The sequence below is a fragment of the Glaesserella sp. genome (genome assembly GCF_041817755.1).
Taxonomy (GTDB): Bacteria; Pseudomonadota; Gammaproteobacteria; order Enterobacterales; family Pasteurellaceae; genus Glaesserella.
In genome coordinates, this window is record NZ_JBGYBX010000023.1 from 1 (window position 1) to 14,860 (window position 14,860).

General features: G+C 42.1%; 13 protein-coding genes. 7 read left to right on the plus strand and 6 right to left on the minus strand.

Annotation, left to right across the window (positions count from 1 at the left end; genetic code table 11):
- Nucleotide 1 precedes the first annotated feature (1 nt).
- The gene (locus tag ACEYKX_RS02585) at nucleotides 2-121 is read left to right on the plus strand and encodes an IS3 family transposase (RefSeq protein WP_373778728.1); all 120 of its coding nucleotides are present in this window, start codon (nucleotides 2-4) and stop codon (nucleotides 119-121) included.
- A gap of 64 nt (nucleotides 122-185) precedes the next feature.
- Here the strand turns inward: ACEYKX_RS02585 and miaB are convergent, their stop codons facing one another.
- The 4 genes from miaB to ptsH form a co-directional block, all read right to left on the minus strand.
- Nucleotides 186-1,613: a tRNA (N6-isopentenyl adenosine(37)-C2)-methylthiotransferase MiaB gene (miaB, locus tag ACEYKX_RS02590; protein ID WP_373767064.1), complete on the minus strand. Its 1,428-nt coding sequence runs from the start codon at nucleotides 1,611-1,613 to the stop codon at nucleotides 186-188.
- A gap of 163 nt (nucleotides 1,614-1,776) precedes the next feature.
- Nucleotides 1,777-2,280 carry a PTS glucose transporter subunit IIA gene (gene crr / locus ACEYKX_RS02595; RefSeq protein WP_373767063.1) on the minus strand — a complete coding sequence of 168 codons (504 nt, stop codon included), beginning with the start codon at nucleotides 2,278-2,280 and terminating at the stop codon, nucleotides 1,777-1,779.
- A 73-nt stretch (nucleotides 2,281-2,353) separates the two neighbouring features.
- The gene (gene ptsI, locus ACEYKX_RS02600; RefSeq protein WP_373767062.1) at nucleotides 2,354-4,075 is read right to left on the minus strand and encodes a phosphoenolpyruvate-protein phosphotransferase PtsI; all 1,722 of its coding nucleotides are present in this window, start codon (nucleotides 4,073-4,075) and stop codon (nucleotides 2,354-2,356) included.
- A 138-nt stretch (nucleotides 4,076-4,213) separates the two neighbouring features.
- Nucleotides 4,214-4,471: a phosphocarrier protein Hpr gene (gene ptsH / locus ACEYKX_RS02605; RefSeq protein ID WP_373767061.1), complete on the minus strand. Its 258-nt coding sequence runs from the start codon at nucleotides 4,469-4,471 to the stop codon at nucleotides 4,214-4,216.
- 341 nt (nucleotides 4,472-4,812) lie between these two features.
- On the opposite strand from ptsH, the gene asd reads away from it, so the two are divergent.
- Nucleotides 4,813-5,928, plus strand: coding sequence for an aspartate-semialdehyde dehydrogenase (gene asd, locus ACEYKX_RS02610; protein ID WP_373767060.1), 1,116 nt, complete (start codon nucleotides 4,813-4,815; stop codon nucleotides 5,926-5,928).
- A 105-nt stretch (nucleotides 5,929-6,033) separates the two neighbouring features.
- Here the strand turns inward: asd and ACEYKX_RS02615 are convergent, their stop codons facing one another.
- Nucleotides 6,034-7,128 carry a porin gene (locus tag ACEYKX_RS02615; protein WP_373767059.1) on the minus strand — a complete coding sequence of 365 codons (1,095 nt, stop codon included), beginning with the start codon at nucleotides 7,126-7,128 and terminating at the stop codon, nucleotides 6,034-6,036.
- Between the two features lie 146 nt (nucleotides 7,129-7,274).
- Between ACEYKX_RS02615 and ACEYKX_RS02620 the strand changes: the two genes are divergently transcribed.
- The 5 genes from ACEYKX_RS02620 to cls all read left to right on the plus strand — a co-directional run bounded on the left by ACEYKX_RS02620 (nucleotide 7,275) and on the right by cls (nucleotide 13,872).
- Complete coding sequence (locus ACEYKX_RS02620) at nucleotides 7,275-8,849, plus strand: DUF2813 domain-containing protein (protein ID WP_373767058.1); 1,575 nt, start codon at nucleotides 7,275-7,277, stop codon at nucleotides 8,847-8,849.
- 8 nt (nucleotides 8,850-8,857) lie between these two features.
- Nucleotides 8,858-10,225, plus strand: coding sequence for a nucleotide 5'-monophosphate nucleosidase PpnN (ppnN, locus tag ACEYKX_RS02625; protein WP_373767057.1), 1,368 nt, complete (start codon nucleotides 8,858-8,860; stop codon nucleotides 10,223-10,225).
- A 115-nt stretch (nucleotides 10,226-10,340) separates the two neighbouring features.
- The gene (gene lpxB / locus ACEYKX_RS02630) at nucleotides 10,341-11,498 is read left to right on the plus strand and encodes a lipid-A-disaccharide synthase (RefSeq protein ID WP_373767056.1); all 1,158 of its coding nucleotides are present in this window, start codon (nucleotides 10,341-10,343) and stop codon (nucleotides 11,496-11,498) included.
- A 41-nt stretch (nucleotides 11,499-11,539) separates the two neighbouring features.
- Nucleotides 11,540-12,406: an endonuclease/exonuclease/phosphatase family protein gene (locus tag ACEYKX_RS02635; protein ID WP_373767055.1), complete on the plus strand. Its 867-nt coding sequence runs from the start codon at nucleotides 11,540-11,542 to the stop codon at nucleotides 12,404-12,406.
- An 8-nt stretch (nucleotides 12,407-12,414) separates the two neighbouring features.
- Nucleotides 12,415-13,872, plus strand: coding sequence for a cardiolipin synthase (gene cls / locus ACEYKX_RS02640; RefSeq protein ID WP_373767066.1), 1,458 nt, complete (start codon nucleotides 12,415-12,417; stop codon nucleotides 13,870-13,872).
- 31 nt (nucleotides 13,873-13,903) lie between these two features.
- On the opposite strand, the gene znuA is transcribed toward cls, so the two are convergent.
- On the minus strand, nucleotides 13,904-14,845 hold the full coding sequence (gene znuA / locus ACEYKX_RS02645) for a zinc ABC transporter substrate-binding protein ZnuA (RefSeq protein WP_373767054.1): 942 nt from the start codon (nucleotides 14,843-14,845) through the stop codon (nucleotides 13,904-13,906).
- Nucleotides 14,846-14,860 lie beyond the last annotated feature (15 nt).

The window sequence follows — 14,860 nt, forward strand, 5'->3', positions numbered from 1 at the left end:
AATCGCCGAATTACAGGCAGAAATTGAAGAATATTTGGTGTATTACAACCAAAAACGAATTAAACCCGACTTAAAAGGATTGAGCCCGGCACAATACCGAGCTCAATATTTACGTGAGTAACCTGTCCAACTTTTGGGGGGGCAGATCATGTAAGCGTTACAAGCGGTTTGTTTCACATGAAATTTTACAAATTTACTACGTATTTTCCGACACCGAGTTCATCTTCTTTACGAGTACGGTTCATCACGCTTTGGGCGGACTCAATCACACGTAAACCCATTTGTTCTTCCGTTCTCACTACTTCGCCACGTAATGAGTTAGTGTAAACATCGGTGATTTTAACATCAACAAATTTACCGATCATATCAGGCGTACCTTGGAAATTGACGATACGGTTATTTTCGGTACGGCCGGTCAATTCCATAATGTCTTTTTTCGACGGACCTTCGACCAAAATACGTTGTTCTGTCCCTAACATAGCACGGCTGAACTGCATGGCTTGGTGGTTGATACGCTGTTGTAAGCGGTAAAGGCGCTCTTTTTTCTCCTCTTCGCTCACATCATCCGGCAAGTCTGCCGCCGGTGTTCCCGGTCGGGCGGAATAGATAAAGCTAAAGCTCATATCGAAATTGACTTGCTCAATGATTTTCATGGTTTGTTCAAAATCATTTGCCGTTTCGCCCGGGAAACCGACGATAAAGTCCGAACTGATTTGAATATCCGGGCGGGCTTCACGCAATTTGCGAATCGTCGCTTTATACTCTAATGCAGTGTGGTTGCGTTTCATCATTGTTAGAACACGATCGGAGCCGCTTTGAATCGGTAAATGTAGGAAACTCACTAATTCAGGAGTATCTTTGTAAACTTCGATAATGTCGTCAGTAAATTCAATCGGGTGACTGGTGGTGTAACGTAAGCGGTCAATGCCGTCAATCGCTGCGACTAGACGCAATAATTCCGCAAAGGTGCAAATGCCGCCGTCAAAAGTTTCGCCACGATAAGCGTTTACGTTTTGACCGAGCAGGTTGACTTCACGCACGCCTTGTGCGGCAAGCTGAGCGATTTCGAATAATACGTCATCTACAGGGCGACTGACTTCTTCACCTCGGGTGTAAGGTACCACACAGAATGAGCAGTATTTGTTACAGCCTTCCATAATAGACACGAAAGCAGTCGGGCCTTCCGCACGCGGTTCAGGTAAGCGGTCGAATTTTTCAATTTCAGGGAAGCTGATGTCGACCACCGAGCTTTTCCCTCCGCGAATCTGGTTAATCATTTCAGGTAAGCGGTGCAGCGTTTGAGGGCCGAAAACAATATCCACGAACGGCGCACGCTCACGGATATGTTCACCTTCTTGTGAAGCGACGCAACCGCCTACACCGATAATTAAATTCGGCTTGTCTTTTTTCCAGTTTTTCCAGCGACCAAGTTGTGAGAACACTTTCTCCTGTGCTTTTTCACGAATAGAGCAAGTATTGAGTAACAATACATCGGCATCTTCAGGGTTGTCGGTTAATTCCAAACCGTGCGTACTGTTTAAAAGGTCTGCCATTTTGGATGAGTCGTACTCGTTCATTTGACAGCCCCAAGTGGTAATATGTAATTTCGCCATGGGTAAATAATAGATAAATCAGTAAGTGAGAAAATAAAAGCGTAAAGGGGGATAAATGAGAACCCTTTACGCAAAACGCTCATATTTTACCTGTTTAATCCGGTAAGCGCCATAAAAAAGAAAACCACGATGGCTCGTGGTTTTTTGTGAAAACGGAAGGACCTTATTTGGTCAAGGTTAATACAACACTTTCGCCTTTAATTACTTCACCGGATAGCTTCTGGAGGTTGGTAATCTCATCCATGTTTGAGATGACGACAGGTGTTAATACCGATTTTGCTTTGGTTTCCAGTAAGGCTAAATCGAATTTAATCACCGGATCACCGACTTTCACTTTTTGTCCTTCTTCGGCAACGCGGGTAAAGCCTTCGCCTTTTAATTCCACGGTGTCGATACCGAAGTGAACGAATAACTCGATACCGTCGTCCGATTCAATAGAGAAGGCGTGGTTAGTTTCGAAAATTTTTCCGATTGTACCGTTTACCGGTGCAACGATTTCACTACCATTAGGACGAATTGCAATGCCGTCACCGACAATTTTTTCGGAAAAAACAACATCCGGAACATCTTCAATATTGACAATTTCACCTGAAAGCGGTGCATAGATTTTTACTTCTTTCGCAGTTGCTTCTTTTTTACCGCTGAATAATTTATCAAAAAATCCCATAATTCAAATCTCCGTTACTGAATGAACAAAATTCTCGGCTATTCTATACGAGAATTTTGCGTTTGTATGCTAATTAGTGAAGTTTTTGGTAAAACTCATCGACTAATCTCTCAATGTCCGCTGCGGTCGGCTGTGCCAACGCTTTATCCGCCAGCGCTTTGGCATCAGCGTAGCTGATACTGCGGGCAAGTTTTTTCACATGCGGTACGGAAATAGCACTCATACTGAACTCATCTAAGCCCATACCGAGTAATAATGCGGTTGCTCGGACATCACCGGCTAATTCACCGCACATGCCTGTCCATTTACCTTCGGCATGAGAGGCATCGATCACTTGTTTGATTAAGTTCAAGACAGACGGTGTTAACGGATTGTATAAATGCGCGATAATTTCATTACCACGGTCAACCGCTAAGGTATATTGGGTGAGATCGTTAGTACCGATACTGAAGAAATCCACTTCTTTTGCCAAATGGCGGGCGTTAACCGCTGCGGATGGGGTTTCAACCATTACACCGATTTGCAGATGTTCATCAAAGGCTTTACCTTCGTTACGAAGTTGTACTTTCAAGCTGGCAATAATACTTTTCAATTCGCGAATTTCTTCAACCGAAATGATCATCGGGAACATGACGGCAAGCTTACCGAATGCGGAAGCACGTAATACCGCACGTAGCTGAGTATCTAAAATTTCACGACGTACCAAGCCGATACGCACTGCACGCCAGCCTAAGAACGGATTCATTTCTTTCGGTAAATCCAAATACGGCAGCTCTTTATCACCACCGATATCCATGGTGCGCAGGACCACTAATTTACCTTGCATCGCTTCTACGATTTCTTTATAAGCTTGGAATTGTTCTTCTTCACCCGGTAATTGGCTGCGATCCATAAACAAGAATTCGGTGCGGTATAATCCGACGCCTTCTCCGCCATTACGTAACACACCGTCAACATCACGGATAGTGCCGATATTACCGCAGACTTCAATGCGATGACCGTCGGTCGTTTCTGCAGGCAAGTCTTTTAATTTCGCTAATTCCGCTTTTTCGGCAGCGATTTTAGCCTGTAAATTCTCTGCAGCGGCAAGTTTAGCCGGAGACGGATTAATATGCACTTCATTGTTGATCGCGTCTAAAATCAGCATGTCCCCGCTTTTGACTAATGAGGTTACGTTATTTGTACCGACCACGGCAGGAAGTTCCAAAGAGCGAGCCATGATGGAAGTATGTGATGTTCGACCACCGATATCGGTAACGAAACCAAGCACTTTATCCAAATTTAATTGAGCGGTTTCGGAAGGAGTTAAATCATAAGCAACTAAAATGACTTCTTCCTGAATATCACCTAAATCAATAATATGCATGCCTAAGATATTACGGATTAAGCGGTTACCGATATCTCGAATATCTCCGGCACGTTCTTTAAGATATTCATCATCAATTTCAGCAAGCATAGAGGCTTGCATATCGATGATTTTACTTGCCGCGACATCTGCGCTGGCAAGATTTTCCTCAATATAAGATAAAATCTCTTCTTCCAATTCTTCATCTTCCAAGATCATCAAATGACCTTCGAAAATGGCTTCTTTTTCTTCTCCGAGAGTCAGTCTGGCTTTTTCTTTAATTGCCGTTAATTGCGCGGCGGCCTTTTCACGACCTGCAAAGAATTTTGCTTTTTCGGCTTCAATTTGTGAGGAAGAGATTTTCTGTGTATTAAGAACAATAGGATCTTCTTTTAATACGAGTGCTTTGCCAAAAACAATACCGGGGGAAGCTGCGATACCTGTAATCATAATTTAATCCTTGCTTAGAAAGTGATACAACAGTGCTAGATAGCACAACGACTTTACCGCCTTTATTTTCTAACCTGAAGTAAAAGGCTTGAAACTTGAAATCGGGGCGATAAAGTCGCAAGAAATGTAAAAAGGCAGTTATTCTAGAGTAGGAATCAAATCTACTAAGAAATCCACTGCCTTTTGTTCATCTTCGCCTTCGGCTGAGATAGTGATTACAGTACCTTGAGTTAAACCTAACGTTTGAAGTTTAAATAAACTCTTTGCACTAGCGCTTTTTCCACCGGATGTTATGGTAACATCTGAGGCAAAGCTTTTTGCCGCTTTGACGAATTCAGCTGCCGGGCGAGTGTGTAAACCATTTGGAGCGGTAATTGTTACATCTTTTGAGTACATAATGGATTCCTCTTAAAAATCAAATAGTTAAGTAAAACTGTATTGTGTCTGAGAATATTTCCTAATAAAAACAGGGGTAACTTTACTACAAAATCAGTGCAAAAACACGATAAAAAAAGATTAAATAAGTAATTAATTGTCAGTAATTAGTATTTATTTTGAACAATGAAGGAAATCGTTTGCTTCTTATCAATCTTTTGTGAGATTTATAAGTGATATAAATTTATACTACAGCAAGCTTATCAATACATGATGATAAAATTTCATTGCATTTAATAAAAAAATCTTGTATTTATCAAGCCTTTCATCTCAAACACAACTTCAACTTTTAGGAGCATAAAATGCAAAACGTAGGTTTTATCGGATGGCGCGGTATGGTCGGATCTGTACTGATGGATCGTATGGTTCAGGAAAACGACTTCGCGAATATTAACCCAGTATTTTTTACTACTTCACAAGCGGGTCAAAAAGCCCCGGTTTTTGCAGGTAAAGATGCAGGTACATTAAAAAATGCCTTTGATATCGCTGAATTACAAAAATTAGACATTATCGTGACCTGTCAAGGCGGCGATTACACCAACGAAGTCTATCCGAAATTAAAAGCTGCGGGCTGGAACGGTTACTGGATTGACGCGGCTTCCGCATTACGTATGCAAGATGATGCGATCATCGTGTTAGACCCGGTAAACCAACACGTGATCAGCGAAGGTTTACAAAAAGGCATTAAAACCTTCGTGGGCGGAAACTGTACCGTGAGCTTAATGTTAATGGCAATCGGCGGTTTATTCGAGAAAGATCTCGTGGAGTGGGTATCGGTCGCTACTTACCAAGCGGCATCCGGTGCGGGTGCAAAAAACATGCGTGAATTACTCGTTCAAATGGGTGAATTGGAAGATTCAGTGAAAGCAGAACTGGCTGATCCTGCATCATCTATTTTGGACATCGAACGTAAAGTCACCGCTGAAATGCGTTCAGAAGATTTCCCAACCGCAAACTTCGGTGCACCGCTTGCAGGTAGCTTAATTCCTTGGATTGACAAATTATTGCCTGAAACCGGACAAACCAAAGAAGAATGGAAAGGCTATGCAGAAACCAACAAAATTCTAGGTTTAAGTGCAAATCCAATTCCGGTTGACGGTTTATGCGTGCGTATCGGTGCATTACGTTGCCACAGCCAAGCGTTCACCATCAAACTCAAAAAAGATTTACCGTTAGCGGAAATCGAAAAAATTATTGCGGCACACAATGAGTGGGTGAAAGTCATTCCGAATGATAAAGAAACCACATTACGTGAATTAACGCCGGCGAAAGTCACAGGGACATTAACTGTTCCGGTCGGTCGTTTACGTAAACTGGCGATGGGGCCGGAATACTTAGCGGCATTTACCGTCGGTGACCAATTATTATGGGGGGCGGCGGAGCCTGTACGTCGTATTTTGGTACAATTAGTCAAATAATCTTTTCATGAAATGATCAAGCGGTCTGATCTTTGCAAAATTTTGCGAAGATCAGACCGCTTGTATTTTATCGGATCGGTGTGTCAGGAGAGACTTTCCGTAGGTTTACCAGTAAGCACGCAAGCCGATCACCGTTTCGTTGTTACGCTCTTTTGATACTTTTACCCCGTTCGTGTAGTTGTTCACTTTTGCCGTTTTCCATTCCACAAAGGTTTTGAGGTATTCCGGTACGATGTAATATTCTGTCCCTAACATAAATTCGTGCGCTTTTTCTTCAAGATCACTACGACTAATTCGGTCTCGTTTATTCGTTTTATAGGCATACATGGTATAAGCACGCCAATCGTCGGTGATACGATGATAAATCACGGTACGAATTTCCTTTTGAGTGCGCTTGCTGCCGATATCGTCTTGATCATGGGTAACGCGACGTTCTAAATCAAGTCCTAACGTCGTTTTGTCAAACGTATAAGCCGTTCCGAGCGCATAGGCGGTTTGATCGTATGTATTGGCGTTATTCTTTTGGAAACGTTCGCGCGTCATACCGCTACCGATTTTAATGTGTTGATGTTCATCAATTTCATGCTTATAAATGGCACCGAATCCCCAAACGTCCTTACGTTTATTGGTAAGTACCAAACCATTATTGCCTTTATCACTGTCAGCACCGTAGAAGATCCCTAATTTTAGGTTTTCTATGCCGGTATAAGCGTATTGAACGGTTTTACGAGCCGAACCGACGAGTAATCCGTCACTTAAACTCAGCGTATTCGGTAAGTCGGTTTGTTTGACATCATCAGTGATGACGGATTGATTACCGTAAGTCAGTTCACCGTATTGTTTATGACCAATACCGGCATAAAGCTGACGGGTATAAATATCATCAAAATCGTGCTGTGAACCGGATGTGCCGCGGAAACGCCATTCAACGCGACCTAAGCCGTAGAAACCGTTACCGAGTTGTTGGGTAATTTTAAAACCGAAGCGTGAGCCGTTATTGGCGACGGCATGGTTAATATGTTCGCGCTCGGTTGTACCGTTGGTATATTCCGTTTTATCCGACGTACTGTTCCATTTAATTCGCGCAGATCCTAAAAATTCTAACTTTGTTCCTGTATCTTTATTATCTACAAAGGTATAAGCTTGAGCAGCGCTTGTGATTAGTGCTATTGTGGATAACGTAAAAAGCGTTTTTTTCATGAAGTAAATTCTCCGAGTAAGATATAAGGGTAAAAGTTGGGCAGTTTAGAAGGAATGTGAGAAATGGTCAAGCTGATTGGTTTATCCCCGAATCCTCTCATCGGATGTATCGTAGAATAACACTTCGGTTATGTAACGGAGGAGCCATGTATTTACGTAATATTAATATTGTTGATTTTCGAGGGATTAACCGCTTATCGATGACATTAAGACCCAATATGGTATTAATCGGGGAAAATGCGTGGGGTAAATCGAGTTTATTGGATGCGCTCAGTTTGATTTTTAATACTCAGCATACGTTCTATCAATTTAAACCTGAAGATTTTCACATTTCTCACGATAAGAAGAGCCAATCTTCAACGCAACTCATGTTACTTTTCACGTTCAGCGAGAGTTTTATCGGCGAACGCTATGAACAAAGCAGTCTACCTTATGCGCCTTTCTTTTCTCCTCATGAAGATAATTATCACCGTATCTATTTGAGAGTAAGCGGTGAAATGCCGGATGATCGCCAAGTGGTAACAAACTATGCGTTTTTAAATCAAAACGGTGATGAAATTCAGCAAGATAATGTGACGGAGTTAATTCAATCCTTGATTGAAAAATTTACCGTTTATCGTTTTCGTGATGCACGACTGAATCATAAACATCACTCGACGGAATCGTTACTATGCGAGGGGATCAGTAAAGAACACGAGTTATACGAAGAGATTGAGGCGTTTTCACTATTGTTACAACATTACTTCCATCATCGTCGTAAGGGGCATCTGTGGGCGGTCTCTTTAAAAGATACTACGGAACTGTGGCAGAAAGTTAAATCGCTTTGTTTGCAGTTAAAAAAAGGTGATCATTGTTTAAGACAAACGGTGTTTCAGCAGCTGTCCCAATTATTTGAGCCTCCGACACAATTGAGTAAAACGCAGGTTTCACACCCGATCGTGTTATTTGAAGATCCGGATGCCCGTTTGCATCCGAGAATGATGGCGATTATTTGGGAATTAATGAGTTATTTGCCGATTCAGCGTATTACGACGACTAATTCCGTAGAATTATTATCAAGGGTTGAGTTGCGATCCATTTGTCGTCTCGTTCGCTATCCGGAAGAAACAAGAGCATTTCAATTGGCAAAATACAGTTTGTCCAAACAAGCTTTACGTCGTTTGACCTTTCATATTCACTATAACCGCAGTATTGCTTTATTCTCCAATGTCTGGATTTTTGTTGAGGGCGAAACCGAAGTGTGGCTGTTATCCGCGTTGGCAGAGTTACTGGACATTAATTTGGAAATGGAAGGTATTCGAATTGTTGAATTTGCCCAATGCGGTTTATCACATTTGTTGAAATATGCGAAATCAATGGGGATAGAATGGCACGTGTTAACGGACGGAGATACAGCGGGGCAAAAATATGCGGATATTGTCAAGCAGATGCTTGACGATAATGAAAGTGTGTTTGAGCGGTTAACGGTGCTGCCTAAAAGAGATATTGAGCATTTTTTATATTTTTCCGGCTTTGAGTCGGTGTTTATTCAGCTGGCACGCTGGAAGGTACAGGGCAACCATTATCCGGTCAGTAAAATTATTCAGCAAGCGGTTAAGCGAACATCCAAACCGGATTTAGCGTTGGCATTAGCCTCAGAAATTGAGAAAAAAGGCGTACATACTATTCCGAAATTATTTCACCGTTTATTTTCTAAAGTATTAAATTTGACCAAAAGATAAGGATAATTATGACAACTTATTGTATTAACCCTAAAGGGAGCATGGAACAGTTATCTCATCTAGAAACGAAACTGTTAACTCAAAAAGCACAAAGTGAACTTTATACGTTGTATCGGAATTGTTCGTTGGCCGTATTGAATTCCGGTGCGGTCATGGATGACAGCCGTACGTTACTTAACCAATATGCGGATTTTGAGATCAATTTGATACAGCGTGAACGGGGCGTCGCGTTAGAATTGCATAATCCGCCTAAGATGGCATTTGTCGACGGTAAAATGATTTTAAATATCCAATATCATTTATTCGCGGTATTGCGTGATATCGTCTTTGTGAATGCTGTCGGGCAATATTTACAATGGGAAAATAAGTCAGATTCGTTGTCTATCACCAATCAAGTCTTTGCAATATTACGAAATGCCAAAGCGCTTTCTTTGGATGCAGATCCGAACTTAGTGGTGTGTTGGGGCGGTCACTCGATTAGCCAAACGGAATATCAATATTGTCGTGCCGTCGGACTGGAACTTGGATTAAGGGAACTTAACATTATTACCGGTTGTGGTACGGGCGTAATGGAAGCGCCGATGAAAGGGGCAGCAATCGGACATGCCAATCAACGCTATAAGAAAAGCCGTTTTATCGGCATTACGGAACCATCAATTATTGCTTCGGAGCCACCAAATCCGATTGTCAATGAGTTGGTGATTATGCCGGATATTGAAAAACGTTTGGAAGCGTTCGTTCGTATGGGGCATGGTATCGTCATCTTTCCGGGAGGACCGGGGACGTTTGAAGAACTCTTGTATATTCTCGGAATTAAACTGGATCCGACCAATGCACATCAAAAGTTACCGATCATTTTAACCGGACCGAAAGAAAGTGCCGATTATTTTGCCACCATTGACCGATTTATTGGCGAAACGCTCGGTAAAGAAGCCCAATCGTTGTATGAAATTATTATTGATGACCCGGTTAAAGTCGGGCAGAAAATGAGTAACGCAATGCTGGACGTGAAGGATTATCGCCGCATTTTGGGCGACTCTTATGCTTTTAACTGGTCACTCCGAATTAACCCTGCGTTACAAGAACCGTTTGTGCCGACGCATGAAAATATGGCGGGATTAAATCTTCGGGCGGGTCAACCGTTATCCGATTTGGTTGCCAATTTACGTCGTGCGTTTTCCGGTATTGTGGCGGGAAACATTAAATCGGATACGTTGGATAAAATCGAGCAATTCGGTCCGTTTAAATTACACGGTGATACGATCTTGATGGATAAAATCGATAAAGTCTTACAAGATTTTATTGTACAACATCGTATGAAATTGCCGGGTGGTGAGGCATATGTACCTTGCTATGAGATTATTTTTACCGATTAACATACTATTTTTATGGGGAAATGTGACTTTACAAAGCAAGCCTCTTCCTTTTTATCGCTAAAAAGGTATAAGATCGCACCCTATAAATTATCTTATGTTTTGTAGGGGCTTTCGCATGCATCAATCACCGACTATTGCCATTGTTGCCGGAGAAATTTCAGGTGATATTTTAGGCGCCGGCTTAATCAAAGCGTTAAAAACCCATTATCCGAATGCACGTTTTATTGGTGTAGCGGGACCGCAAATGTTAGATGCCGGGTGTGAGACATTGTTTAATATGGAGGAGCTGGCGGTAATGGGATTAGCCGAAGTGGTCAGACATCTTCCCCGACTGCTTAAACGGCGTAAACAAGTGATTGAAAGCATGCTCGAATTGAAACCTGATATCTTTATCGGGATTGATGCACCGGATTTTAATCTTGATGTTGAAGAAAAGCTCAAAGCCAAAGGTATTAAAACCATTCATTATGTCAGTCCTTCCGTTTGGGCCTGGCGCCAAAGTCGGGTGCATAAAATTGCTCGAGCAACGCATTTGGTGTTGGCTTTCCTACCTTTTGAAAAAGCCTTTTATGACAAGTTTAATGTGCCTTGCCGTTTTATCGGTCATACCATGGCGGATGCAATTGCCTTAAAACCGAGTAGAAGCGAGGCTTGCTTGGCATTGGGTATTCCCGAAGAGCAACGCTATTTGGCGATTTTGGTCGGAAGTCGGGCGAGTGAAGTATTCTTTCTGACGGAACCGTTTTTACAAGCCGCACGGTTGTTAACACAAAAATATCCTGATGTTCAGTTTCTTATCCCGTTAGTCAATCAACGACGTATTGCTCAATTTGAAGAAATTAAAGCCAGAGTTGCGCCCGAATTGGATGTGATTATTCTACAAGGTAATGCAAGACAGGCAATGATTGCAGCGGAAGCAACATTACTTGCTTCCGGTACGGCGGCATTGGAAGCGATGCTCTGTAAATCACCGATGGTTGTCGGGTATAAAATGAAGCCGCTCACCTATTGGTTAGCGAAACGATTGGTCAAAACCGACTATGTTTCTTTGCCAAATTTATTGGCGAAAGCACCGCTTGTCCCAGAGCTGATTCAAAACGCATGTACGCCGGAAAATCTGGTACAACATTTAATCCCGTATTTTTCACATGATGATGAAGATATACAGCAAAAAGAAGCGCTGAAACAATATTTCATGCAGCTTCATCAAAAGATTCAATGTAATGCGGATGCTCAAGCTGCTCAAGCCGTAGTAGATATGTTAAACAGTTAGTGGTTGTATGGTGTAGGCCATCATGATATGGACACATATTGATGTCAAAATGTAAAAAAGCCGTTCTGATTTTCTTGGCGATCGCTGTAGCTTTGGGCGGTTATCTGTCCGTTACATTGACCGTTTTTTCTCCCCCACAAGTCACTTTAATTTCTCCTCATCAAACCGAATTTTTTATTGAAAAGCGGGGGGATAATACCTTGTGCTATCATGCTTCTCAAAAACCGATGGCGTTTGTGCAATCCGAATTCCGATTGTTGGTTTGGAATATTCATAAAGGATTAGATAGCGGATGGCAATCCCAATTGACTCAATTTTCTCACGATGCCGATCTGCTTTTATTACAAGAAGTCAGCAGTCAACAGAAACTACCGTCGTTACTTGGCAACGACTTCCCCTATTTTTTATATGCGGCAAGCTTCTCCTATCGTGATCATTTTTCAGGTGTCGGAACATTCTCTAAATTAGCGGCACAAACTTATTGTGCCTCGGCAACAAAAGAGCCTTGGATACAAATTCCGAAAGTGGGAACGGTAACGCAATATCCTCTGACAAACGGGCGGTCACTTCTCGTGGTCAATTTGCATTTAGTCAATTTTGAATGGAACCCGACCCACTATCGACAACAATTAACTGAAGCATTTCACTTTATTGAGGCACACCAAGGACCCGTTATTTTAGCCGGGGATTTCAACACATGGAATCGCAAGCGACTTCAATTGGTCGAGGAACTTGCCGATACTGCACAATTTAAAGCGGTATCGTTTGAACCGGATGTCCGGTTCCGTTTTATGGGTAATCCGTTGGATCATGTCTTTATCAGAGGGCTTTCCATTTTACAGGCGACAACGGTCGAAACGAAAAGCTCGGATCATAATCCGTTGTTAATTAGATTAAAATTGGAGTAACGATGAGTATTACATTGGCACAAGTAATTTCGATTGTTTCGCCGTTATTGTTTTGGTTTGCGATGGCTTCCGTCACGTTACGTTTATTAACGAAAAAACAATCTAATTCGACGACGATTTCTTGGATTATGCTGATTTATTTAGTACCGATTGTCGGGCTAATTATTTATCTGCTTTTTGGTGAAGTGACCCTTGGTCGTAAACATGCGGAAAAATCCAACGCCTTAGCACCGATTTATCAGGAGTGGTTCAAACAACTTCAACGACATCCGCATTTATTACGCCAAAACATATCCGGACGTTATCTTTCTCTCTTTGAACTTTGCCAACGACAGTTACAAATTCCTTGTGTTGCCGGTAATGAATTAAAGCTGTTTTCGTCGCCCGATACCATTATGAGACAGATTATCCGCGATATTCAGCTGGCGGAAACGGATATTCGCATGGTGTTTTATATTTGGCATAACGGAGGGATGGTCGATGATGTTTCCGAAGCACTGATGAAAGCTAGTCAACGCGGTGTGAAAGTCCAAATTTTATTAGATGCCGTCGGCAGCTCGTCTTTTATCGGCAGTGAACAATATCATCAGATGTTAAACAACGGAATTGACATTGCGGAAGCGCTTAAAGTTAAGGTATGGCGGGTCTTTTTAAACCGCATTGATTTACGCCAACATCGCAAAATTATTGTCATTGATAACCACATTGCCTATACCGGTAGTATGAATATGGTGGATCCGGCTTACTTCAAGCAAGATCAACACGTCGGGCAATGGATTGATGTCATGGTTCGGATCAACGGACCGGTATCGACGGTATTGGCGGCGTTACATTCTTGGGATTGGCAGATTGAAGCGGAAATCGATGCATTACCCCCTCACCCGGATGAGCATTTGTTACCGGTGGAGTCGGATAATCAACATGCCGTCCAAATTCTCCCTTCCGGTCCGAATGAAAATAAAGAATTAATGCCGCGTGCTTTAGCAACCGCCATCTATTCCGCCCGTAGCAGTATTGTGATCACCACCCCTTATTTTGTGCCGAGCGCTGAAATTGCTAATGCGTTGGAAAGTGCTGCATTAAGAGGTATTTCCGTAAAAATCATCGTTCCGGAACGAAATGACTCTACCATGGTAGAATGGGCAAGCCGCTATTTCTTTGACGAATTACTCGAAGCCGGTGTGCAAATTTATCGTTTTGAAGAAGGATTATTGCACACTAAAAGCATTGTGATTGACGAACGCTTAGTACTGATCGGTTCGGTGAATATGGATATTCGTAGCTTCTTGCTTAATTTTGAAGTGACGATGATTGTCGATGATGCCGATTTTGCAACGCAAGTCAGCCGATTACAGCAAGACTATCTTGAGTCATCCACACAGGTTGATGCCGAACAATGGGCATCCCGTCCGCTATATAAGCGGATCACCGAAAAACTTTTTTATCTTTCCAGCCCGCTACTATAAATAAGCCCCGACAAACGGGGCAGTAATGAGGCTATTTAGTTAAACAATCACTAAACTGATCGGCTAACGATTGTAAAAATTCTAGATAGGCGTTTTTACTTAATTCAATTTTCGCCCCTAATGGATCTAATTGCCCCACTTTTGCCGATGTGCCTTTGCTTAAGCTCTCAATCACTTTTGGCGTAAATTGTGGCTCTGCAAATAAACATTGTGCTTTATTCTGAGCAATATTTTTCTTAATCGCATTTAAGGTTTTTGCCCCTGGTGCAACGGTTGGATTGATCGTGAATGAACCTAACGATTTCAATCCATAAGCCTCTTCAAAGTAGCCATAAGCGTCGTGAAAAGTGTAGTAACCTTTTGATTTTACAGGCTCTAACTGTTTTACAATTTCGCTATTTTTTGTTGCCAATGTCGCTTTAAAATTCGCCAAATTCTCTGCAATTTTTGCTTTTTGTTCAGGTAACTGTTGACTTAAACGCTCGGCAATTTGCTCGGCGATATGTTCACTCGCTTTAGGTGATAACCAAATATGCCAATCTTCGTCGTGGCTATGCCCATCGTGAGCGTGGTTATGGGAATGTTTATGTTCGTGTTTATGATCATCTTTATGATCGTGATGTTCTTCTTTTTCTTCGCCTGAATGTTCGACAATTTCCTTAATCGCTTCAACACTCTCAAGTGTCAGCACTTTCTCTTTCGGTAGTTTCTCAATGCTTTTCTCTAAAAAAGATTCCATCTCTTCGCCAATCCATACCACGAGCTGTGCCGATTGAAGTTGTTCAACATCGGACGGTTTTAAGCTGTAATCGTGCGGCGACGCACTGACTGGCAATAATACTTTGGTTTCTGTCACACCGTCAGTAATCGCATCGGCAATAAAACCGAGCGGTTTTACCGTTGTTAACACATCGGCGTTTGCTACGGTGGCAGCACCGAACAGAGCAAAGGTTAATAAGCTTTTTCTCAACATAACAATCTCCTTTCA